The sequence below is a fragment of the Pseudomonas sp. SWRI111 genome, assembly GCF_014268555.1.
Lineage (GTDB): Bacteria > Pseudomonadota > Gammaproteobacteria > Pseudomonadales > Pseudomonadaceae > Aquipseudomonas > Aquipseudomonas hamedanensis.
Map to the genome: position 1 here is coordinate 131,176 of NZ_JABWQQ010000013.1, position 22,532 is coordinate 153,707.

A 22,532-nucleotide genomic window follows, 5' to 3' on the forward strand; every position below is an offset into this window, starting at 1 on the left:
TTTTTTATGTCTCAACTGTCGGCTTTTTTCTCCGCCGAACCCAGTTCCTGCAAGCGCTTATCGATCAGCTGACACTTGTCAGGTAGATCGGCGCTGGCCGTGCCCAGATTCATTTTCTGCAACTCGGCGTTGATTTCCTTGGCCTTGGCCGGATTTTGCTCGGTGAGTTTCGCAACCTCCTTGGCCAGTTGCTCACGTTTGACCGCGGCCTCTTCGGGCGTACAGGCCCAGACGGGCAGGGCACAGGCGAGCGTAGCGGCGAGGGACAGCTTGATCAGGGTTTTCATGGGCAGGCCTCAGTTCCGGTTAAGGCGGGTTAACCGGTTGAGGGCTAAAGCCTGGGAAAAGTTCAGTGTGCTTAGCAGTGAGAATTTGGATCACAAGTCCAACTCACTTAGCGAAGTGCCGATGCAGCGATCAAAGATATCGATAAGAGGTTGATCAACTCCGTAGAAGGAGTGAATGCATGCATCAATCCATCCCTCGCGATTTACTGAATGCCAATCGATTGAATAGCCTGCGTTGAGAATAATGTACTCAAAGACGATACGCTGGGTTCGTCCGTTACCTTCTCTGAACGGGTGGGCAACGTTGATATTTCCATACGTCTCGGCCACGGTGTGGATGAGGTGATCACGAGAATAGTCCTCGAACCAGCCCGCAGCGGCCATTTTCGAAAACTCTTTTTCGACCTCGCGCTCAATGAAGTCCGGGCTGCAAAAACGGGTGCTGCCTTTGCTGATCGCCAGCGTGCGGATTTCACCCGCCCAAGAATAAACTTTTTCGAATAAGGTGCGGTGAACGTCCCTCAACGTAGCAAGACTGTACGGAGGGGTAATGAATTCAAGCTTCGCGGCAGCTACTTCGTTGATATAGCGTTCCGCTTCGTCCAGATCCTCCGCAGTGCGTAAATCGAGCAGATTGATGAGTACGTCTGACCCCGGATAGCAATCCGGGGCTTGGTCAGCACCGTATTTATCATTACTCAAGGTTTTACGTGCCGGACGGCTTTCAAGGCAGCCTCCCGAGTAGGAAGTTTGATGTCTCCATCGCAAGGCGAAGGAGCGAAACCTTCCAGACGCAAACTAGCTGCGAAGTTGGCTCTGCGATGCTTGGCGAACCAAACTTTCTTGGTTTCTAAACTGAGCTTTTCCATCCTGCCCCCTCAATGTCAGGTGCGCCTATTATAGCGGACGGGCACCCGATGGGCCCGATGACCTAGCATCGCACAATCGAAAGTCCTGGTGAATCCACTCGCCGTGCGCTTTCGGCGCGTAAGTACGCCAGGCTAGCCTACGGTCACAGATTACGCTCAAGAACGCTGCTCGCCATGACAGCAGCCTGGCTTCATCACTTCGTCGTACCGGTCATGATGCCGCACCCATTCCATGATCTCGTCCTCATTTCTGCCCTTGGGCGTCAGATCAAGGTAGTGGTAAGCGCCGACCAGCATGTCCAGGCCTCGGGCGTATGTTGAATAGGTGTGGAAAATCTCGCCTTGGTCGTTGCGATAAAACACGCTCAGCCCCGGCATTTCTTCCTCGGCGCTGTCGGTTTTTTCGTAGTTGTACGTGGCTTTTCCCTCCGCGACGTCTTCAGCCCGAGCGCAGACGCCGAAGTCGTAATTGAAGTCGCAACCCTCGGACGAAACCCAGTCGAACTTCCAGCCCATCCTCTGTTTGAATGCCTGAAACTCGTTAAACGGCGCGTGGGACACTGCTACCACCGCGACATCGTGGTGGGCCAGATGTTGATTGGCGCCGTCGATGTGATCGCTGAGGAACGAGCAGCCCTGGCAACCTTCCTGCCAATCTTTGGCGAACATGAAGTGGTAAATGATCAACTGGCTGTGCTTGCCGAACAGGTCGTTGAGTTTCACTTCGCCGCTCGCGCTCTGGAAATGGTAATCCTTATCGACTTTTACCCACGGCAGGGCGCGGCGCTCGGCGCTGAGGCGGTCGCGTTCCCGGGTGAAGGCTTTTTCGTGGGCCAGGTGTTGCTGGCGGGCGGCGAGCCAGGCTTCGCGTGTTACCACCGGATGGTTCTCAACGTTCATGACGATGTCTCCTGCGGGGTTAAACCGGCTGTTTCAGACTAGTCGTTTAACGTACCGAAGAATCGACACACCGTCGGTCGGTCGGACGCCGTAAATGCGGCTGAACGGCTGCGCAGCGCTTCGGTCACAACCTTTGAACGCGGCACACATCACCCGCACCGGAGGTTGGATCAGGATGACGACTTATAACTGGGATTTGATTGAGCGTTTGCTGCATGAAGTGCAGAACAGCGCTGGCCACAGTTTTACGCCACGATCTTATGCCGAGCAGCATGCTGCGGACCAGGCGGCGGTCGGTGAATCCGTAGGGAATCTGGATCACTTGAAAACAGAGGCCTGCCAATACGAAAAGCTCTTGCTGGAGCGCGGCTACATCGAGCCTCGGCCGGAGGAAGAGGGCGGCAATGGCGAGAACTTCGTGCTGACGCCGCGTGGCTCGAGATTGCTGAGCCTGATCGACAGCAGCATTCCCGGCAATGACCATCCGCGTCAGGTGCTGGATGAGCAGGAGGATGCGCTGGATGAGCTGACATTTGATGAAGTCGCCTCCAAGGCGCAGATTGCCTGACTGAACACCGACCCCTTGTAGGAGTGAGCCTGCTCGCGATAGCGGTCTCTCAGGCACAGATGTCCTGACAGGGAAAACGCTATCGCGAGCAGGCTCACTCCTACAGGGGGATGTGTATTTCTCAAGATTTTTGTGCGGCCTTCAGGCATTTGAGGTCATTGAAGTCTTTGCGCACGCCCTCGATCTTCTTCAACAAGCGCTCTCGCTGTTGCGGCGTGCTCTCGGCCATAAGGTCGACAAACAGTGCACGTGCCTGCGCTTCCGTGTTGGCGTAGGCCTTGCGGTAATCCGCTGTCCATAACTGCTCGCGGTTGACCAGAAGCGTCTCGATGCGTTGTGGGAATTCCGGACTGTTGCGTTGCGCAACGGCGGCGCTGAACTGTTGCTGCCAGTGGGCGCGGTTGGCAATCCACTGGGTGTTCTGATCGCCCAGCGCGTTGCTCCAGGCTGCGACGCGTTGCTTCTGCGTGTCGCTCAACGGCCCCAGCCAGTCATTCAGGCGTTTTTCCATGCGTTCACCGCGTTCCTTGATTTGTTGCGCCAAGGGCGGTTTGAGGTATTCCTGCTGGCGCTTGCGCAGATCCTTGGCGAACGCGTCGTTCATTTCCGCGACCTGTTTATCGTCCAGGCCTTGCAGCAGTTCGATGGCCGACGGGGTGATTTCCCGCGCGGTTTCGGCGATCGCCTGTTTGGCTTCGGCGGTGCGTTCCTGCAGGGCGGCGTCGGTGATTTGATTGCGTTCGACCATGGCCTGCAATCGGTCCAGCCAGTCAAGGTAACCCGGCAATTGAGTGGTGCAGTGCCAGCTCAAGTGGCCCTTGAGGCGTTCGTTGAACCAGTCTTTCTGCTCGCCGTTCATGTCCACGTAGTCGCCAAGCGTCCACGGGATGATCACGTCGAGGTTGCGGTAGGCCAGGCCGACACGGCTGCAGGCGCCGAGGGCGAGGGTAAAGATCAGCAGGGCGGCAATCTGTTTGAACCAGCGAGACATGGGCAAATCCTTGCGAGAGCCTGGCTTCGGGAATCTGATTCTTATGTGATGCAGGATGCGCGCGGCAGTTCAGCCGATCAATAGAAGGCGTGGGCAGCCTTGAGGGTGACGAGACCGTCGCACTGGCTGTTGTGCCCGGAATAGGCCGAACAATCGCTGCCGCTGAGGCTGGAATTGCTATAGATCAGGTCGAGATCGACGCCCATGAACGGCCGGGACAACTTCACCGACCAGTCGGTGAAACTGCTGATATAGCCACCGTCCACCGCGGCGGGGGTGTTCAGTTGATGGGTGGTGTATTTCATACTGACACCGATGCCGAACGGTTGGTTACCGCCGAGATCGGCAAACAGCGTGTTGTTCTGTTTATCCGGGTCGTTGCTCAAGGCGACGCCGAAGCGGCTGCCGAGCAGGGTCAGCCCGCCGAACACCTCCTGACTGTCGAGGGTGTCCACGCGAGGATAGCTGTAGTGGATCATTCCGACTTCATAGCCGAGGGTCTGATCGAAAGGCTGCTTAAAGCCTACGTAGGAGTCGATTTCAAGATTCTTGCCCGGCGTGATGCCCATGCTCGGTGCGTATTGGCCGAAATACACGCCGCTGTCGTGACTCAAGTCGAGGCCGCCATGGAATGAGCCGACCGCCGCCGGTTTCACCAGGCCCTGGGCCATGCTGCGGCTGGGAGTCGTGCCGAGTTTGAGATCGAAATCGCCCAGTTCGCGCTGAAAAACCTGGGCGTGCGCGGTCGCTGCCGATAGCAGGCTGACGAGCAATAAACAGGAAGATAGGCGCATGCGTCACTCCATGAACCGCGAGCGCAGGACCATGGGCCTGCTGAAACGCTTGATCTAGACGCGTGCAAGGATACCGGCGAATGCTCGGCATTGATGGCCGTTCGTCGATTTTCGAGGTTTTTGTTTAAAGCGAAGGGGGAATTGCGCGGTGCCAGTCCAGGCGCTTCGAAGCTCAAAGCGCCTCTGGACGGGGGTAAACCGGGTTGTTACTTCTTGCCCAGGCTGATCTGCTTGGACGGGCCGAACGTCTGGCCGCTGACGCCTTTGGCAATTTGCTGAATTTCGCCGCCGGATTTGAGGAACGCTGCGATTTGATCGTTGATCGATTCGCTGGTTTCAACGGCTGGAGCTGGCTTTGCTTTGCTGGTGGATGCTTTTACACGCATGGCGGCCATTAACCTTTAGAAAAGTAACTCGGCCAGGCATCGTACAGGAATAACTTGACAATTGCTTGGTAAATATCCCCCGGAATAACCAACCCCGGCGCTGCATTATTGTCGCTTCGATGTTCGTAATAGGTGGCTAAGCTGCTGTTTTAAATACGAACATTTATTCTGACGGTGCTTCGGCGGATGGCCGCCACGCGCTCGGCTGGACTGACGAGTGGCATCTCGTCGGGCTGCAAACGAGGAAAATCAATGCGTTGAAGCAGATTTAGCGCTGCGAGGATCTGGCGCCCGACGTTGCCGGTAAAAACGGGTAGAATGCCGCCCACGCAATGAGGGTTCTGGAAATGGCTTTAGTCGGGCGTTACAACAGTTTGCAAGTGGTTAAACACACTAACTTCGGTTTATATCTGGACGGCGGTGCTGACGGCGAGATTCTGTTGCCCAACCGTTATATCCCCAAAGATATTCCCAGCGAAGATGAAGACTGGCTCAATGTTTTTATTTATCTGGACAGCGAAGACAAACTTCTCGCCACTACGGAAAAACCGAAAGTTCAGGTCGGCGAATTTGCCAGCCTGAAAGTGGTTGAAGTCAACAGCATCGGGGTATTCCTCGATTGGGGGCTGCCAAAGGATCTGTTGTTGCCGTACTCGGAAGAGAAACGGCAGATGACCGCTGGCGACTATTGCGTGGTGCATGTCTACCTCGACAAACACACCCGCCGTATCACCGCCACCGCGCGGCTTGATCGTTATCTGGACAAGACCCCTGCGACTTACAGCCCGGGCCAGGAAGTTGACCTGCTGGTGGCCGAAGCCACCGACATGGGCTTCAAGGCGATCATCAACAACAAGCACTGGGGCTTGATCCACAAAAACGAAATCTTCAAGTTCATGCGCTCGGGCATGCGCGAAAAAGGCTTCATCAAGGAAGTGCGCGCCGACGGCAAAATCAGCCTGAGCCTGCAACCGGTCGGCCAGGAAGCGGCCAGCAGCCTGAGTTCGAAGATCCTCGGCAAGTTGCGTGAAAACGACGGCACCCTGGCGGTCAGCGACAAGAGCGACCCGGCGTTGATCAGCAGCCTGTTCGGCGTCAGCAAAGGCAACTTCAAGAAAGCCATCGGTTCGCTGTACAAGGAAGGCAAGATCGTCATTCACGCCGATCGCATTGAACTGACCTGAGTTCTCGCAGGCCCATGTTGGCGCTGCCGAAGGCTCGGTCCGCGTTCGGACGATCTGTTGATCTTGATCTTGAAAAAACAGACCAAAACATCGCAGCCGTCGGCAGCGCCTACATCAAGAGAGATGAGCAAATGAAAAAGCCGCTGATCGCGTACGTCGCTACGCTGCTGACGTTTCTGCTGCTCGACGGCATCTGGCTCGGGCTGCTGATGGCGCCGACCTATCGCGAACTGCTCGGTGCGCTGATGCTGGAACAACCGCTGCTGGTCCCCGCAGCGGTTTTTTATTGCCTGTACGTTTTCGGCTGTGTGGTGTTTGTGGTGTTGCCGGCGCTGAGCTGGCAGCGAGCGGCGAAGCTCGGTGCGCTGTTGGGGCTGGTGGCCTATGGCACCTATGACCTGACCAATTGGGCGACCTTGCGCGGCTGGTCGATGCAGGTGAGTTTGATGGACTGGACGTGGGGCACAGTGGCGACGGCGGTTGCTTGCACGGTGGGTTATTTGGTGGCGAAGCGGTTTGCGTGAGCTGATCTTTCAGTTGCGTTGGCAATGCTGGCCTCTTCGCGAGCAAGCCCGCTCCCACAATGAATTCCCCTCGTTCACATATTCCACTTCCACCGCAAATCCCCTGTGGGAGCGGGCTTGCCCGCGAATGACGGCGCAGCCGTCAACCATTCAGCACTGGCGTCACTGGCGAACTAAATGTCTTTTCCAGACGCCTTTTTCCGCGCGTCTGATTGATAATCCTCAACATTGATTTCTGACCATTGGATGGCCTGCCATGTTGTGTGCGTACGAGGTGTTGCGGTGAGTGCCGAGCGGCGTAATGCCGACGGGTTTGCCCTGCAAGTGATGATCGGCCTGTGCCTGATCTGGGGTGTGCAACAAGTGCTGATCAAGTGGGCTGCCGCGGACATCGCGCCGGTGATGCAGGCGGCGGGGCGCTCGGGGATTTCCGCGCTGCTGGTCGGCCTGCTGATCTGCTGGAAGGGCGGCTGGGATCAGGTCGGCAGCACTTGGCGTGGCGGCTTGCTGGCCGGTGCGTTGTTTGGTCTGGAGTTCCTGTTCATCGCTGAAGGTCTGCAACTGACGACGGCCGCGCACATGTCGGTGTTCCTGTATACCGCGCCGATTTTTACTGCACTCGGCGTGCATTTCCTGCTGGCCAGTGAGCGCCTGCGACCGCTGCAATGGCTGGGGATTCTGCTCGCGTTCATCGGCATCGCGATTGCCTTCGCCGGCGGTGTGTCGTGGGATAACCTCGACCGGCGCATGCTGCTGGGCGATGCCTTCGGCGTGCTGGCCGGCGCTTGCTGGGGCGCGACCACCGTAGTGGTGCGTGCCTCGCGATTGTCGGAAGCGCCGGTAACGCTGACCTTGTTTTACCAGTTAATGGTCGGTTTCATCGGCCTGCTGTTGATTGCGCTGTTCAGCGGCCAGATCACCCACGTCAGCCTGACCACCGTGGCGGTGGCCAGCGTGCTGTTTCAGGGACTGGTGGTGTCGTTCTTCAGTTACCTGGTGTGGTTCTGGCTGCTGCGCCGTTATCTGGCGGCCAACCTGGCGGTGTTCTCGTTCATGACGCCGTTGTTCGGTGTGACCTTTGGCGTCTTGCTGCTCGGTGAAGCGTTGAGCCTGAACTTTGTCATCGGCGCCGTACTGGTGTTGCTCGGCATCACCTTCGTCAGCGCCGAACAGTGGCTGCGTCGGCGTTTGCGCAAAGCGCTGGGCCAGCGTTAGTCGACTGCCGCGCCAGACCGCCTGCAATCAACAGGCCTGCGCCGGCGATGACCAATGCCGGCTGCAAACCGCCACTGAAATGGCTGCTCAGCGCCGCCAGCAACGGGCCGCTGAGCTGGCCGATGGCAAAGCACGCCGTCAGCAGGCCGGCATTACGCTGGACAGCGTGGGGCGCCAGCTCCCGCGAGCGTTGCATGACCAGTTGCATGCAGGCCAGAAACGGCGTGCCGCACAGGAGCACGCCCAACGCCAGGCCGAGGCCACTGCCCAGCAGGCAGGCAAACACGCCGGCCGCTTGCAGCCACAGCGTCGCCATCAGCCAGTGCCGCGTGGTTTCGCGATCATGCCGGCGCAAGCTCACCAGCCACACGCCAATCGCCGCGCCCAGGCCGAAGCACGGCCAGAACAGATCTGCTTGCCATTGCCCGTGAAACTGCGCATTGGCCATTTGCGCGAGAAACGTCGCCGGGATGATGTAGCCGATGCCGTACAGCGCGTACACCAGCGCCAACCTGCCGATGCCACGACTTGCTGAAGCCACTTGGGTCGTCGCTGCCGTCACTACAACCGGGGGCTGCGGCAGGAGCCGCCAGACCCCGAGCATCATCAGCAACGCGGCGCCGGCATAAATCAGCCACAGCGTCGCTGATGTCTGCTGCAATCGATGTGAGATCAGCGCCAGCAACCCTGTCAGAAAAATTCCCAGACCCGGCCCGGCAAAGACCAGCGCGCCCCAGCGTGGCCGACCCGCTGCCGCCGCCAGTGGCTGACTGAGTGACGTGATCATCACCAGCACCCAGGCGCTGGCGACGCCGGTGCCAAAGCGCAGCATCAGGTGCGACCAGAAACCGTTGGCCCAGAACGAGGCCAGTGTCAGCAGCACGCATAGCCACAAACCGCCGTGCAGGCGGCGCTGCACCTGCTGCGGACGATGCGCGAACATCGCATCCACGGCACCCAGCAGATAGCCCAGGTAGTTGGCCGCCGCGATCAGGCCGGCGGCCGTCAGGTCGAACTGGCCTTCGCTGAGCAAGTGCGGCATTTGCGGAGTCAGGGCGAAACGTCCGATGCCCATGGCCATCATCAGGGCAACGAAGCAGGCGGATAAGCGAATCAGCGGCGACATGGTCGGGCTTCCGTCAAAAGAACAATGACCGTCAGGCTAGGGCTGATTGACTTTCTTTAAAATTGAATAATAGTGAGTAACTTGTTCTGTTCAGGAGAAAGCTTGTGGAGTTCAGCCAACTGCGGATTTTTCAGGCCGTTGCCGAAGAAGGTTCGATCACCCGTGCTGCCGAACGCCTGCACCGGGTACCGTCGAATCTGTCGACCCGCCTGAAACAGCTTGAAGAGCAATTGGGCGTCGAACTGTTCGTCCGCGAGCGTCAGCGTTTGCAGTTGTCGCCTGCGGGAAAAGTCCTGCTGGACTACACCGGCAAGTTGTTCGCCCTGCGTGACCAGGCCAGTGCTGCGGTGATGGGCGGTCAACCGGCGGGGGATTTTGCCTTGGGCACCATGTACAGCACGGCGGCGATCCATCTGCCGGCGTTGCTGGCGCGTTATCACAAGCAGTACCCGGCGGTGAATCTGCAGGTGCAGTCGGCGCCGAGCGGTGAGTTGCTTGAAGGTCTGCTCAGCGGACGCCTTGATGCCGCGTTGGTCGATGGTCCGCTGGAACTGGCCGGACTCGACGGCGTGCCATTGTGCGAAGAACGGCTGGTGCTGATCACCGAAATCGATCATCCGCCGGTGCGCAGCGCGCTCGATGTGCAAGGGCGCGCGGTGTTCACCTTTCGTCAGGGCTGCTCTTATCGCATGCGCCTGGAAGCCTGGTACGCCCACTACCACGCGGCCATGGGCCGGGCGATGGAGATCGAGTCGTATCAGGGCATGCTCGCCTGCGTGATCGCCGGCAGTGGCGTGGCGCTGATGGCGGAATCGATGCTGGCCAGTCTGCCCGGCCGCGAAAGTGTTGCGGCGCATCCGCTGGCCGAGCCGTTCGTGGCTGCGACAACATGGCTCATGTGGCGCAAAGGCATGGTCGGAGCGAATCTCAATGCATGGATCGAGGTGCAGCAAGCGGTCTATCCCGCGCCTGCGCTGGAGACCCGTGAAACAGCGTGAACCTGTTGCAACAGATTCTGTTCAATTCAGTAACAGATCATTGCGGATTTCACCGAGCATTGCGTAGGACTTCGGACTATTATCAGTGCGAAGCCGCCACAGAATTCCGGCCGCTCAGCACCACCCTGAAGGGGGCATACGATGAAAGAGAAAATTCAAAACTGGCTGCACGACCTGGGTGTTGCCCTCGGCTTGATCGAACCGCCTCTGCAACCGGTACCGATTCGCACTGATGACGAGCAGCGTCGGCGCCAGCCACGTCGGCGTTAATACCACCGATAAGAGATTTCAAGATCGCAGCCGTTGGCAGTTTCTACACATGGTAGGAGCTGCCGAAGGCTGCGATCTTTTGCTTTTATCCAGGCAAAAAAAACGGGTGTGGCCACCGACGCCACACCCGCTGAAGAAAACATCGAGTCGTTACATCAAGTTCAGACCGCAGTCGCCACCGTGGCCGGGCGACGCGAGCACAAGCTGACCACGACGAAACTCACCAGACCCACCGCCAGGCTGTAATAGATCGGCGTATTGGCGTCCAGACCGTCCTTGAACATGAACAGCAGCGCCGTGGCGAAGCCCAGGCCCATGCTGGCGATGGCGCCGGCGGTGGTCGCGCGTTTCCAGAAGATCGCCCCGATCAGCGGAATCAGCATGCCACCGACCAGCAGGTTGTAGGCGAGAGTGAGGGCGCTGATCACGTCATTCACCACCAGTGCGATACCCAGCACGACGATACCCGTCAGCAGGGTGAACAAGCGGTTCACGCCCAGGCTCGACTGCTTGCCGCCACGCAGTTTCGGCAGCAGGTCTTCGGTCAGCGTGGTGGCGGCGGCGAGCAGGCCGGCGCTGGCGGTGGACATCATGGCGGCCAGCGCGGCCGCGATGACCAGACCACGGATCCCGTCAGGCAGCGACAGTTTGACGATGGCGGCGAACGCGTTGTTGACGTTGTCCAGATCCGGAATCAGCACGTGCGCTGCCATGCCGATCAGCGCGCAAGCCAGGCCGTAAAGGATGCAGTAAATTCCCGCGATGCTGCCGGCGTATTGCGCGACCTTGGCGGTCTTGACGGTAAATACCCGTTGCCAGATGTCCTGACCGATCAGGATGCCGAAGAAGTAGATCATGAAGTAAGTGATGATCGTGTCCCAGCCGATCGTGGTGAAGCTGAAGGCGGTGGCCGGCAGCTTCAGCACCAATTCGTCCCAGCCGCCGACGCGGTACAGGCAAATCGGCAAGAGGATGAACATCAGGCCGACGGTCTTGATGATGAACTGCACGATGTCGGTCAGGGTCAGCGACCACATCCCGCCGATCGCCGAGTAAATCACCACCACGCCACCGCCGAGCAGCACCGAGATCCAGAACGGCAGGCCGAACAGCACTTGCAGCACGGTGCCGATGGCGAGGATCGAGGTCACGCCGATCATCAGCGCGTAGGCCAGCATGATCGCCGCACTCGCCGAGCGCGCCATCGGGTTGTAGCGCTTTTCCAGGACCTGGGTAACGGTGTAGATCTTCAGTTTCAGCAGCGGCTTGGCGAGGAACAGGTTCAGCGCGACGATGCCGCAACCCAGCGCCGCACACAGCCAGAAGCCGGAGATACCGTGCACATAGCCCAGGCGCACGGTGCCGACGGTGGACGCACCGCCGAGTACGGTCGCGGCCATGGTGCCCATGTACAGACTGGGGCCGAGGTTGCGACCGGCCACGAGAAAGTCCTCGTTGGTCTTGGCCTTGCGCATGCCGAAATAGCCGAGCAAGAGCATGCCGGCGGCGTAGATGAGGACGACGAATAAATCCAAAGCCATGATGGCGTGTCTCCGATTGTCTTTTTTATGATGAGGCTGAGATCAGTTCCCTTGTAGGAGTGAGCCTGCTCGCGATAGCGGTCTTTCAGTCACATCTGTGTTGGATGTGCTGCAGTCATCGCGAGCAGGCTCACTCCTACAGGGTTTTGTGTGGATCAGGCGGCCTGACGCAGTTCGGGTTTCAGGGCGGCTTCGCTGCGCGCGTCCCCGGGCCCAAACACCTCCCGAGGCTCCGGGAACAAGCGCAACAGCGTCAGATACACCACCGACGCCAGGCCCAATGTCACCGGCAAGCTGATGTCGATGCCGCCGGCCAGTTCGCCCAGCGGGCCGACAAACTGTCCCGGCAGGTTGACGAAGCACAGGCCGACCAGTGCGCTCGGGATCCACGCACCGAGGCCGCGCCAGTTCCAGCCATGGTTGAACCAGTAGCGTCCGCCCTGTTCGCCGCGGGTGAACACTTGCAGGTCTTCCGGGCAGTAGAAGCCGCGACGCACCAGCAGGCCGATGATCATGATCACCATCCACGGCGTGGTGCAGGTGATGATCAGCACGGCGAAGGTCGATACGCTCTGCACCAGGTTGGCGGCGAAACGGCCGATAAAGATGAAGGCAATCGACAGCACGCCGATCAGCAAGGTCGCCTTGACCCGCGACAGCACCCGCGGAAACACGCTGGACATGTCCAGCCCGGTGCCATACAGCGAGGTGGTGCCGGTCGACATGCCGCCGATCACCGCAATCAGGCACACCGGCAGGAAAAACCAGCTCGGCGACACCGCCAGCAAACCGCCCACGTAGTTGTTCGCCGCGATGTAATCCGGCGCCTTGATCGCGACGATGGTTGCGGTGGCAAGGCCGAACAGAAACGGGATCAACGTGGCCAGTTGCGCGGCGATCACTGCCAGCATGATCCGTCCCTTCGGCGTTTCACGCGGGATGTAGCGCGACCAGTCGCCAAGGAACGCACCGAAGGAGATCGGATTGCTCATCGCCACCAGCGCCGCGCCGATGAACGCCGCCCAGAACCCGGCCTGACCCAGCGCCACGCTGCCGGCGTACTGGCTGTCGAAAGCGGGGGCGAAAGCGAAGATGCCGAGCAGGAACAACAGGCTCGCGGCCCACACTGCGATGCGGTTGACCCACAGCATGAAGCGGAAGCCGTAGATGCACACGGTCAGCACCAGCAGTGCGAACAAGCCGTAGGCCAGGCCCAGGGTCAGGTCGGTTTCCGGCAGATCGAGCAGGCGTTTGGCGCCGCCGACCAGTGCATCGCCGGAACTCCACACCGAGAGCGAGAAGAACGCGATCGCCGTCAATAACGACAGGAACGAACCGACAATCCGCCCGTGCACGCCGAAGTGCGCACCGGAAGACACGGCGTTGTTGGTGCCGTTGATCGGGCCGAACAGGCCCATCGGCGCGAGGATCAGCGCACCGACCACCACACCCAGCACAATCGCCCAGACGCCAGCCTGAAATGACAGGCCGAACAGCACCGGGAAACTGCCGAGTACAGCGGTGGCGAAGGTATTGGCGCCGCCGAAGATCAAGCGAAACAAGTCGCTGGGTCGGGCGTCGCGTTCGTGGTCGGGAATCTGTTCGACCCCGTTTGTTTCTATGCTGCTAAGGCGTTTTTCGTTGTTGTTGTTATTCATGATCTGCTCCGATCATCAGGCGCGCTCATCGTGCGTGAGCGTCACCCTTGGCTAAGGGGATGGCAGCCCTTCCGGCATTGCGGACAAATGTTCATGACAGGCCAGCCAGAGGCCTTGTTGTTCTAGGCTCGACGTTTGTTTTTTGAAAACAATCGTCTCGCGCTCCTGGCTAAAGTGTTGCTCCCCTTGCATGCGCAGCTCGGTGGCCACGTCATGGATGAAAATCGCCACGTCACCTTGCAGGCTGACGAAGGCGTTGCTCGAGGTACACGACAGCACCTCGAAACCCTCCTCGGCGCGCCAGCGGTCCCACAACGCCTGATAGGCATCGCGCGACAGCAACGGCTGGTCGAGGGTGTAGAAAACGAAGCTGGCATCGGCGCTGAAAGCCCCGAAGTAAGCTTCGCGATCATTGCGCGCAAACGCGGCGACCAGTTCGGCGGCCGCGTGCAAAACCTGATCATGTTCGTGCATGACCGACCCCTCAGCGATGGACCACGCCAGGCAGTACGCAGAGCATTTCGTACAGCAGGTTGGCGGCCAGCAGCGAGGTGTTGCCGGTGGTGTCGTAAGCGGGCGAGACTTCTACCAGATCGCAGCCGATCAGGTCGAGGCCCTGGCAGCCACGCACAATCTCAATCGCCTGAATGGTGGTCAGACCGCCGATTTCCGGGGTGCCGGTGCCTGGCGCCCAGGCCGGATCGATGCCGTCGATGTCGAAGCTCAGATACACCGGACCGCCGCCGACTTTCTCGCGCACTTCGGCCATCAGCGGTGCCAGCGACTTGTGCCAGCACTCTTCGGCCTGAACCACGCGGAAGCCCTGATCGCGGCTCCAGTTGAAGTCATCGGCGGTGTAGCCCTGCGCACGCAGACCGATCTGCACCACACGGTCGCAATCGAGCAAGCCTTCTTCGACGGCGCGGCGAAAGGTGGTGCCGTGGGCGATTTTCTCGCCGAACATGTGATCATTGACGTCAGCGTGGGCATCGATGTGCACCAGGCCAACCTTGCCGTGCTTCTTATGAATCGCGCGCAGAATCGGCAGGGTGATGGTGTGGTCGCCACCCAGCGTCATCGGAATAACGTTGTGCTCAAGGATGTTGTCGTAAGCTTCTTCGATGATGCGCACGGCATCAAGCAGGTTGAAGGTGTTGATTGCCACATCACCGATGTCGGCAACCGACAGCGAATCAAACGGCGCAGCGCCGGTGGCCATGTTGTATGGGCGGATCATCACCGATTCGGTGCGAATGTCGCGCGGCCCGAAGCGGGTGCCGGGGCGCAGCGAAGTGCCGATGTCCAGTGGCACGCCAACGAAGGCAGCGTCCAGGCCGGCAGCGGTCGGTACATGGGGAAGTCGGAGCATGGTGGCGATGCCGCCGAAGCGCGGCATTTCGTTGCCGCCCAGTGGTTGGTGAAGAATCTTGTCCACGGGTAGGGCCTCATCGTCTTTGTTTTATTTATGCCGGCGCGCCGTCGAACACAGGTCCGGGCGCCGCTGTGGGGCCGATGATGCGAAATGCAGTGGCGGGGAAGAATCGCTGTGGGCAAAAACTTAGTTCAGATTTTTCTAAACTAAATCGAGAGGCTCGATATAGACTTCTTCCATGCACAGAATCGCTGAGGCCTGTCATTTTTGGCTGAACACCGCAACCCATGTGGGAGCGGGCTTGCTCGCGAAGGCGTCATGTCAGTCGAAATCAATGTTGCCTGACACACCGCTTTCGCGAGCAAGCCCGCTCCCACAAGGGTTGTGTTTCAACACAAGCACCGTGCGTATGCTTGCAACCGGAGCCCCTCATGGCCAACGCTTTACCCGACCTGAAACTCCTGCGCATCTTCGTCAGCGTCGTGCGGCATCAGGGTTTTGCCAATGCGCAGCAGGAACTCAACCTGTCGACTTCGGCAATCAGCACCTACATGAGCCAGCTCGAAGCCGCGCTTGGCCTGGTGTTGTGCCATCGCGGGCGCGGCGGGTTCAGCCTGACCAGCAAGGGCGAGCTGTTCCATCAGGAAACCCTGCGCCTGCTCGCTGAGCTTGAGGGTTTCGAGCAATACGCCGCCGCGCTCAAGGGCGAACTGCGCGGCACGCTTAACTTAGGGGTGATCGACTCCACCGTCAGCGACAAGGCCTTGCCATTTGCCGAAGCCATCGGCGCCTACAGTCAGGAACACCCGGCGGTGCATTTACATTTGTCGGTGATGAGCCCGTACGAACTGCAACTCGGCGTGCAAGACAACCGCCTCGACCTCGCCATCGGTGCGTTCTCCACACGCATGAGCGGTCTGGTGTACATGCCGCTGTACCGCGAACAGCACTGGCTGTATTGCAGCAGTCGCCACCCGCTGTTCAACGAACGGCGGATCCCCGAACAGGTCATCACCCAGCAACGCATGGTCGGGCGCGGTTACTGGAGTCAGGCGGAACTGGCCCGTCACGGCTTCAAACACAGCGCCGCGACTGTGGAAAGTATGGAAGCGCAACTGATTCTGGTGCTCTCCGGCGCGTACATCGGCTACTTGCCGGAGCACTACGCGCAGGCCTGGGCAGACAAGGGCGACTTGCGCGTTTTGCTGCCGGCGACGTTCGGTTATCAGGCGCCGTTTTCGATGATCATGCGCCGCGGCCGCAGTCGCGAGCCGCTGATCCAGACCTTCCGCGATTTGCTCAAAGCGCAGCTCAATCAGGCCTAACCTTTATGTCCAGACCCCAATGCCCGCGCTGCCTGCGCCCTCAAACTCACTGTTTGTGCGAGTTGATCCCACGCCTCGACAGCCGCACCCGGGTGTTGCTGCTGCAACATCCGAGCGAGGTCAATCATGCGTTGAATACTGCGCGCCTGGCAGCGCTGGGGCTGACCAACGCCGAGCTGATCGTCGGTGAGGTGTTCGAGGATCTGCCGACACTGCTGAACCGTCCGGGTTATCAGGCGCGATTACTGTTCCCGGCTGACGATGCGCAGCCGCTCCAGACTTACGCCCCAGGAGATGAACCGCTGTTGCTGGTGGTGCCTGACGGCACCTGGCGCAAGGCGCGCAAGCTGCTGCACCTCAATCCGCTGCTGTCGGCGTTGCCACGGGTGGCGCTGGCTGAAGGTGGCGTGTCGCGTTATCGCCTGCGCAAGGCACCGGGGCCGGGGGCGTTGTCGACGGTCGAAGCCATTGTGCAGGCGTTGCAGACGCTGGAGGCACCGACGTCATTCGAGGCGTTGCTCAAGCCGTTTGAAGCGTTGATCGAAGGGCAGATAGCGGCGATGGGGGAGGAGACTTTTCAGCGTAATCATGGCGGCAGATAGTCGTCGTCTGGGCTGGCCTCTTCGCGAGCAAGCCCGCTCCCACATTCGATCGGGTTCTTCCAGATAGAATGCGATCAACTGTGGGAGCGGGCTTGCTCGCGAAGGCGTCAGATCAATCACCGCTGATTCCGGATAATCTTCACCGTTCACGCATCGCCTCGGTCCGCGCTTTCAGCACCGGTTTGAGCAGGTAATCCAGGACGCTTTTTTCCCCGGTAATAATGTCCACCGTCGCCACCATCCCCGGAATGATCAGCAGCGGTTTCACGTCGCCACCCAAGTGATTCTTATCGGTGCGCACCTGGATCAAATAAAAGCTGTTGCCCTTGTCGTCGGTAATCGTATCGGCGCCGATCAGCTCGAGTCTGGCGCTCAGCCCGCCATAAATCGTGTAGTCGTAGGCACTGAACTTGACCATGGCTTTCTGGCCTGGATGCAGGAACGCGACGTCTTGCGGGCGCACCTTGGCTTCGATCAGCAGGTTGTCTTCCAGCGGCACGATTTCAACCATGTCGCTGCCCGGCTGAACCACGCCGCCGATGGTGTTGACCTTCATTTGCTTGATCACTCCGCGCACCGGCGACGTCACCGTCGTGCGGCTGACGCGGTCGTCGATGGCGATGCTCGATGCGGTGATTTTTGACAGGTCGGTGCGTTTCTCATTCAGCTCCTTGGCAGCCTCGGAGCGGAAGGTTTGTTCCGATTCGTCGATCTTGCTGCGGATCTCGGCGATGGCCGATTCGGCGCGGGGAATCGCCAGGGTCGTCGCGTTCAGCGAACCGCGAATTTCCACCGCGCTGCGCCTCAGGCGGAGGATTTCCACCGGTGACACGGCGCCGGTTTTCACCAGCGGTTCAGACATGTTCATCTCTTGCTGCAGCAGCGCCAGGCTGGAACTGAACTGGCCTTGCTTGGAGCGAAACTCGGCGAGTTCCTGAGTTTTCTGCCGCAGTTGTTCGCTGAGGGTGCGCTGTTCGCTGGCCAAGCGGCGTTGGCGTTGTTCGTACAGCGAGCGCTCGTCTTCGGCGACTTGCGGCGCCTTGGCGATCACTTCAGCGGAGAGCTTGAAAGGCCGGCCTTCGGCCTCTGCCGAAAGCCGCTCGACCTGCGCCGTCAGCGCATAGCGATCAGCCTCGCTCTCGCCCTTGTTCGAACGGAAACGCGTGTCATCCAGACGCAGCAGCGTGTCGCCTTTGTTGACCATTTGCCCTTCGCGTACGAAAAGCTCGGTGACGATGCCGCCCTCAAGGTTCTGGATCACCTGCACCTTGCTCGACGGAATCGCCTTGCCTTCGCCCATGGTCACTTCTTCGAGCACGGCGAATTTGGCCCAGACCAGCGCAGCGATCAGCAGCGCCGCCGCCAGCCACACGGTGATGCGTGATTTGCGCGGCGAGTCCTGCAACGCCGCGCCAGCGGTTTCCGGCATGAACTCGGCTTCGGCACTTTTGCCGAAGCTGTCGAAGTAACCGCGTGACTTGCTATCAGATGAAGCAGACATGGGGCGATACCCCTCAATTAAGAAACATCAACTGGATGGCAAATCAGTGCCCAAGCTATCCTGGCCAGAGAACGTCCCTGCAGCCAGATAGCCACCCTGTGGCCAGGGGATTTATCCCCGATGGGTTGCGCAGCAGCCCCAAAAATTCATAGGCGCTGCGCACCCAATCGGGGATAAATACCCTCGCCACAGGTTTTGTGCATGCCGTAAATAATCTATGCGCATTTAAACCGCCGCCGAGCCGACCCGGCCCTTGCGCAGTGCATCGATGACCGCATCTTTCGGACCGTCGGCGACCACGCGGCCGTTGTCCAGCACCAGCAGCCGGTCCACCAGGCTCAGCATCGAGGTTCGGTGGGTGACCAGCAGCAGGGTTTTGCCTTGTACCCAGGTGTGCAGTTTTTGGCGCAGCAGGTCTTCGCTGCTGTTGTCCATGGCGCTGGTCGGTTCGTCGAGCAGCATGATTGGCGGATCGAGCAACAGCGAGCGCGCCAGCAACACGGCCTGGCGCTGGCCGCCGGACAGCAGTTGGCCGCGTTCGCCCACCGGCCGGTCGAAACCCTGCGGATGCTGGCGCGCCAGTTCGGTCACGCCGGTCAGTTCGGCGACTTCGAGCATGCGTGCATCGCTGATGTAGCGCGCGCCAAGGGTCAGGTTGTCGCGCAGGCTACCGGCCAGCAATGGCAAGTCGTGGGCGACGTAACCGATCTGCTGGCGCAGGTCAGCGACATCCAGTTGGCGCAGATCGAGACCGTCGAGCAGCAACTGGCCTTCTTCGGGTTCATAAAAGCCCATGAGCAATCGCGCCAACGTGCTTTTGCCGGAACCGCTGCGCCCGATGATGCCGACCCTTTCACCGGGTTTGAGGCTGAAGGTGACGTTGCTCAGGGCCGGTGCATTCTGGCCGTTGTAGTGAAAGGTCACGCCGCTGACGTCCAGTGCGCCTTGCAATTGCGTGCGTTCCAGCGGCCGTTGCTTGCCGTCGCGCTCCTGCGGCAGGGCCATCAGCGCGTCGGTGCTTTTCATGGTCAGTTGCGCTTGCTGATAGCGGGTGATCAGCCCGGCGATCTGGCCCAGCGGCGCAAGCACACGGCTGCCGAGCATGTACGTGGCGACCAGCGCACCGACGCTGAGGTTGCCGGCGATGATGCTGTAGACCCCGGCGACAATCGTCGCCATCCCGGAAAATTGTTGAATGAACAGCGTGCCGTTGGTCGCCAGCGCCGCCAGATTGCGGGCATGGCTGTCGAGGCGGGTGAGGGCGCCGTGAGTGCTTTCCCAGCGGTGCTGGCGTTCGCTTTCGGCGCTGCACGCCTTGAGGGTTTCCAGGCCGCCGAGGGTTTCGATCAGCACCGCCTGCCGTTCGGCGCCCAGGCTCAGGCTTCTCTGCACGGTGTCGCGCAGGCGGGCCTGAATCGCCAGTGCGAAGCAGATCGTGATCGGGAAGGCCAACAGTGGAATCACCACCAGCCAGCCGCCGAGCAGGCCGATCACCACCAGCATCAACACCACGAAGGGCAAATCGATCAGGCTGGTCAGCGTGACTGCCGTGAGAAATTCGCGCAGGCCCTGGAAGTCATGAATGCTCTGGGCAAATCCGCCGATGGTCGCCGGCCGCGCCTTCATCGACATGCCGGTGATGCGCTCGAACAACGTCGCCGAGAGGATGACGTCGGTTTTCTTGCCGGCGGTATCGAGCAAGTGCGCCCGCACCACGCGCAACACCAGTTCGAAACCGGTGCCGATCAGCAGCCCGATCGACAGCACCCACAGCGTCGATGTTGCCTGATTCGGCACCACGCGGTCGTAAGTCTGCATGACAAACAACGGCACCATCAGGCCCAGCAGGTTGATCAGGAAACTGGCGAGAATCGCATCGCTGTACAGCCATTTCGACAGCTTCAGGGTGTCGCGAAACCAGGCGTTGACCCGGGGCACCAAAGGCGCGCGCAGGTCTTCGAGTTCGTGGCGCGGTCGGGCGAACAAGGCCTGGCCGCTGTAGTGTTCGCTGAGTTCTTCGCGGCTGACCCATTGCTCGCCGCCATCGGCTTCACTGGGCAGCAAGAGGGCTTTGCCGTCATCGGCAAAACGCCGCAGCACGGCGGTGCGACCGTCGTTGAGCAGCAACAAAATCGGCAGATTGAGCGGTGAGATGTCTTTCAGGTCGCGGCGCAGAATGCGTGCCTGCAACCCGGCCCGGGCGGCGGCACGGGGCAGCAAATCGAGGCTCAGGCGTTGGTTGTGCAGGGGCAGGCCGGCGCTCAGGCTGGCACGACTGACCGTCGCGCCATGCAGTTTGCAGAGGATCAACAGACCGTCGAGTAACGGATCATCGAAGCTTGCGCGCGGATCGACCCCGGGGGCGCCGGGTTCCATGCTGGTCATATTGACTGCCTCTGTTGAACGGCGATGCGAGATGAACACGGCTCTTGTCGGATCGTTGCAGCCCGTGACGCTCCGCGTCACTGGACGCGGAGCGTCCCTAGAGGCATTCCCACGCAGAGCGTGGGAACGATCAACACGTTGGGGCTGCTGCGCATCCCAGCGGGAGCAAGCTCCCTCGCCACAATGAGTCACTTCAGTTCGGGCAGGCGTGCCTGGTTTTTCACTTCGGTCGTGGCAATCGCGTCAGCCGGCAGCACCACGCGTTGTTTGCTCAGCAACTGGCCCATGTTCGCCAGCACGCGGTACATCGAGTACTCCTCGGTGTAGCGAATTTCGGTGTAGCGGCGGTTGGCGTTGTACAGCTCGTTTTCGCTGTCGAGCAGGTCGAGCAGGGTGCGTTGGCCGAGGCCGAACTGGTCCTGATACGCCGCGCGCACGCGTTTGCTGGTTTCGGCGTATTCGCGGGCGGTCGGCGTCTGCTTCTTCGCGTTTTCCATGGCGTTCCAAGCCAGACGAATGTTCTCGTTGAGCTGACGCAGGGCGTTGTTGCGGATGTCCATCGCCTGGTTGATATCGTGTGCGTTGGCGGCCAGACGCGCCTTGTCGCTGCCACCGCGGAACAGGTTGTAGTTCATCACCACGCCCACGCGCCATTCGTTGTCGTGGCCTTCGTCGCCCTGCACGTTGTTGTTCGCGCCCACCGCGGCTTCGGCGTCGAAGCGTGGATAGAACGGCGACTTGGCCACTTCGTACTGGCTCTCGGCGGACTGCACGTCGGCCTGAGCCGATTTCAGGTATGGGTTGTTGTCTACCATGCTCTGCTGCGCTTCACGCAGCTCGGTAGGCAATTCGCCTCGGGTCGAGGCCGGGGTTTCCAGCTCATCGGGCATGCGTCCGACCACGCTGTAGAAGTTCGATTCGGCGTCGGCCAGATCGACTTCGGCGGTGTCGAGGTTGTTTTGCGCCAGCGCCTTGCGAGCGACCGATTGATCGGAGTCAGCGTTGCTGCCGATACCGCGTTCGGTGCGCAGGCCGATCTGATCGTTGACCCGCAAGTGCGCCTGCAGGTTGTTTTTGGCCAAAGTCACCAGCTCACGACGCTTGAGCACTTCGAGGTAGACCTCGATGGTGCGCAAGGCCAGATCCTGCGCGGTGCCTTGCGCGTAGTAGGCGCGCGAGTTGGACACGCCCTTGGTGCGCTCGACCTCGTTGGCGGTGTTGAAACCGTCGAACAACATTTGCCGCAAACGCAGCTCCGACTGGGTGTAGTTGAGGATCTCGGTGTTGTGATTACCAAAGGCCCGGGTGTTGGTGTTGTCGCTGTAGCCTCGACCATAAGCGGCGTTCAAATCGACCGACGGGTAGAACCCGCCCTTGGCGACCTTGACCTGTTCGTCAGCCGACAGGCGTGCGTCCACGCGCGACGCGAGTTCCGGGTGAGTGGCGATGGTGCTTTGGATCGCCTCGGTGAGGTTCATGGCCTGGGCTTGGGATGTGCAAGCCATGGCCAGCAAAACCGCGCTGCAGAGGGGGGTTAAAACGCGCATGGGTGCATCTCCCTGAGTCCTGATGGTGTGTTACCGTCGCCAAATATTTGACGAATTTAAAGGGTGTAAGCGTTTCACTCTTGTAACAACAGAGCTAAGAACATCTTGAAGCGTAGCTAAGAAAAAATTTTCATAGGGCTTATGCCAAAAAAAACTTATGCGCTTTGTAAAAAGCAGCACATTGTTCAGCGTGAAAGCCTTTGTTTTATGCGCTTTAGGGAGCTCGAAAAGGCTTGAGGAAAGTTCCATTCACTTTGCGAGACACGGCGAAGTACTGCTGAAGGGGAGGGACGCGTAGCGGTTGATGAGCGACAGATTTTTGTCACTCGGGTGATTCACCACCGTTACGTAGCGTTAGTGGAATGGCTGTTTTGACCGGGACTCGCAAGTGCTTGATGCACGAGCGATTCCCTGCAAACGCTACCTGCGAAACGAACTGTCGAGGGTGCGAGCGTCACTCCCGGCAACCCGATTGAGCCATGGGCTGCT

At 59.9% G+C, this 22,532-nt stretch carries 23 protein-coding genes; 8 read left to right on the plus strand and 15 right to left on the minus strand.

Translation table 11 applies throughout. The features are described from left to right. Positions 1-11 precede the first annotated feature (11 nt). The 4 genes from HU755_RS16640 to HU755_RS16650 all read right to left on the minus strand — a co-directional run bounded on the left by HU755_RS16640 (position 12) and on the right by HU755_RS16650 (position 2,056). Entirely contained in the window at positions 12-287 is a 276-nt protein-coding gene (locus tag HU755_RS16640; protein WP_186548755.1) for a hypothetical protein, read from the minus strand. Between the two features lie 90 nt (positions 288-377). Then, positions 378-989, minus strand: coding sequence for a Fic family protein (locus HU755_RS16645; protein ID WP_186634576.1), 612 nt, complete (start codon positions 987-989; stop codon positions 378-380). Next, on the minus strand, positions 986-1,156 hold the full coding sequence (locus HU755_RS27495; RefSeq protein WP_225922823.1) for a YhfG family protein: 171 nt from the start codon (positions 1,154-1,156) through the stop codon (positions 986-988). Before HU755_RS27495 ends, HU755_RS16645 begins: the two co-directional genes overlap by 4 nt. Positions 1,157-1,312: 156 nt before the next feature. Next, positions 1,313-2,056: a thioredoxin family protein gene (locus tag HU755_RS16650; RefSeq protein ID WP_186634579.1), complete on the minus strand. Its 744-nt coding sequence runs from the start codon at positions 2,054-2,056 to the stop codon at positions 1,313-1,315. Positions 2,057-2,231: 175 nt separating this feature from the next. On the opposite strand from HU755_RS16650, the gene HU755_RS16655 reads away from it, so the two are divergent. Then, positions 2,232-2,624 (plus strand): transcriptional regulator, encoded by a 393-nt coding sequence (locus tag HU755_RS16655; RefSeq protein ID WP_186634620.1) that lies wholly within the window; start codon positions 2,232-2,234, stop codon positions 2,622-2,624. Between the two features lie 121 nt (positions 2,625-2,745). Here the strand turns inward: HU755_RS16655 and HU755_RS16660 are convergent, their stop codons facing one another. The 3 genes from HU755_RS16660 to HU755_RS16670 form a co-directional block, all read right to left on the minus strand. Beyond that, positions 2,746-3,615: a DUF6279 family lipoprotein gene (locus tag HU755_RS16660; RefSeq protein WP_186634582.1), complete on the minus strand. Its 870-nt coding sequence runs from the start codon at positions 3,613-3,615 to the stop codon at positions 2,746-2,748. A gap of 77 nt (positions 3,616-3,692) precedes the next feature. Continuing rightward, entirely contained in the window at positions 3,693-4,409 is a 717-nt protein-coding gene (locus HU755_RS16665; RefSeq protein ID WP_186548745.1) for a TorF family putative porin, read from the minus strand. 206 nt (positions 4,410-4,615) lie between these two features. Next, entirely contained in the window at positions 4,616-4,804 is a 189-nt protein-coding gene (locus HU755_RS16670; RefSeq protein WP_016985943.1) for a hypothetical protein, read from the minus strand. A gap of 338 nt (positions 4,805-5,142) precedes the next feature. On the opposite strand from HU755_RS16670, the gene HU755_RS16675 reads away from it, so the two are divergent. The 3 genes from HU755_RS16675 to HU755_RS16685 all read left to right on the plus strand — a co-directional run bounded on the left by HU755_RS16675 (position 5,143) and on the right by HU755_RS16685 (position 7,718). After that, positions 5,143-5,979 carry a S1 RNA-binding domain-containing protein gene (locus HU755_RS16675; protein ID WP_186548743.1) on the plus strand — a complete coding sequence of 279 codons (837 nt, stop codon included), beginning with the start codon at positions 5,143-5,145 and terminating at the stop codon, positions 5,977-5,979. A gap of 131 nt (positions 5,980-6,110) precedes the next feature. Continuing rightward, positions 6,111-6,503: a DUF2177 family protein gene (locus HU755_RS16680; RefSeq protein ID WP_186634623.1), complete on the plus strand. Its 393-nt coding sequence runs from the start codon at positions 6,111-6,113 to the stop codon at positions 6,501-6,503. A gap of 282 nt (positions 6,504-6,785) precedes the next feature. Further along, positions 6,786-7,718 (plus strand): DMT family transporter, encoded by a 933-nt coding sequence (locus HU755_RS16685; protein ID WP_186548741.1) that lies wholly within the window; start codon positions 6,786-6,788, stop codon positions 7,716-7,718. Here HU755_RS16685 and HU755_RS16690 read toward each other — a convergent pair. After that, the gene (locus tag HU755_RS16690; RefSeq protein WP_186634585.1) at positions 7,663-8,844 is read right to left on the minus strand and encodes an MFS transporter; all 1,182 of its coding nucleotides are present in this window, start codon (positions 8,842-8,844) and stop codon (positions 7,663-7,665) included. The two genes, HU755_RS16685 and HU755_RS16690, sit on opposite strands and share 56 nt — an antisense overlap. A 104-nt stretch (positions 8,845-8,948) precedes the next feature. Between HU755_RS16690 and HU755_RS16695 the strand changes: the two genes are divergently transcribed. Then, positions 8,949-9,842, plus strand: a complete 894-nt coding sequence (locus tag HU755_RS16695) for a LysR substrate-binding domain-containing protein (protein ID WP_186634587.1) — start codon at positions 8,949-8,951, stop codon at positions 9,840-9,842. A gap of 141 nt (positions 9,843-9,983) precedes the next feature. After that, a complete protein-coding gene (locus tag HU755_RS27690; protein ID WP_003184145.1) occupies positions 9,984-10,112 on the plus strand; it encodes a PA1414 family protein in 129 nt (42 codons plus the stop codon). Between the two features lie 161 nt (positions 10,113-10,273). Here the strand turns inward: HU755_RS27690 and HU755_RS16700 are convergent, their stop codons facing one another. The 4 genes from HU755_RS16700 to speB form a co-directional block, all read right to left on the minus strand. Beyond that, entirely contained in the window at positions 10,274-11,653 is a 1,380-nt protein-coding gene (locus tag HU755_RS16700) for a sodium:solute symporter (RefSeq protein ID WP_186620383.1), read from the minus strand. 155 nt (positions 11,654-11,808) lie between these two features. Continuing rightward, complete coding sequence (locus HU755_RS16705; protein ID WP_186634590.1) at positions 11,809-13,311, minus strand: cytosine permease; 1,503 nt, start codon at positions 13,309-13,311, stop codon at positions 11,809-11,811. Positions 13,312-13,362: 51 nt separating this feature from the next. Beyond that, entirely contained in the window at positions 13,363-13,785 is a 423-nt protein-coding gene (locus HU755_RS16710; RefSeq protein ID WP_186634593.1) for a nuclear transport factor 2 family protein, read from the minus strand. A 10-nt stretch (positions 13,786-13,795) separates the two neighbouring features. Then, entirely contained in the window at positions 13,796-14,746 is a 951-nt protein-coding gene (speB, locus tag HU755_RS16715; RefSeq protein ID WP_003222717.1) for an agmatinase, read from the minus strand. A gap of 368 nt (positions 14,747-15,114) precedes the next feature. Here speB and HU755_RS16720 point away from each other — a divergent pair, with 368 nt between their 5' ends. Continuing rightward, positions 15,115-16,008 (plus strand): LysR family transcriptional regulator, encoded by an 894-nt coding sequence (locus HU755_RS16720; RefSeq protein WP_007956593.1) that lies wholly within the window; start codon positions 15,115-15,117, stop codon positions 16,006-16,008. Positions 16,009-16,013: 5 nt separating this feature from the next. After that, a complete protein-coding gene (locus HU755_RS16725) occupies positions 16,014-16,610 on the plus strand; it encodes a tRNA-uridine aminocarboxypropyltransferase (RefSeq protein ID WP_186634596.1) in 597 nt (198 codons plus the stop codon). A 139-nt stretch (positions 16,611-16,749) separates the two neighbouring features. Here the strand turns inward: HU755_RS16725 and HU755_RS16730 are convergent, their stop codons facing one another. From HU755_RS16730 to HU755_RS16740, 3 genes are all read right to left on the minus strand, one after another. Next, positions 16,750-18,111 carry an HlyD family type I secretion periplasmic adaptor subunit gene (locus HU755_RS16730; RefSeq protein ID WP_186548727.1) on the minus strand — a complete coding sequence of 454 codons (1,362 nt, stop codon included), beginning with the start codon at positions 18,109-18,111 and terminating at the stop codon, positions 16,750-16,752. Between the two features lie 225 nt (positions 18,112-18,336). Next, positions 18,337-20,496: a type I secretion system permease/ATPase gene (locus HU755_RS16735; RefSeq protein ID WP_186634599.1), complete on the minus strand. Its 2,160-nt coding sequence runs from the start codon at positions 20,494-20,496 to the stop codon at positions 18,337-18,339. 188 nt (positions 20,497-20,684) lie between these two features. Beyond that, entirely contained in the window at positions 20,685-22,043 is a 1,359-nt protein-coding gene (locus HU755_RS16740) for a TolC family outer membrane protein (RefSeq protein WP_186548724.1), read from the minus strand. Between the last annotated feature and the right edge of the window lie 489 nt (positions 22,044-22,532).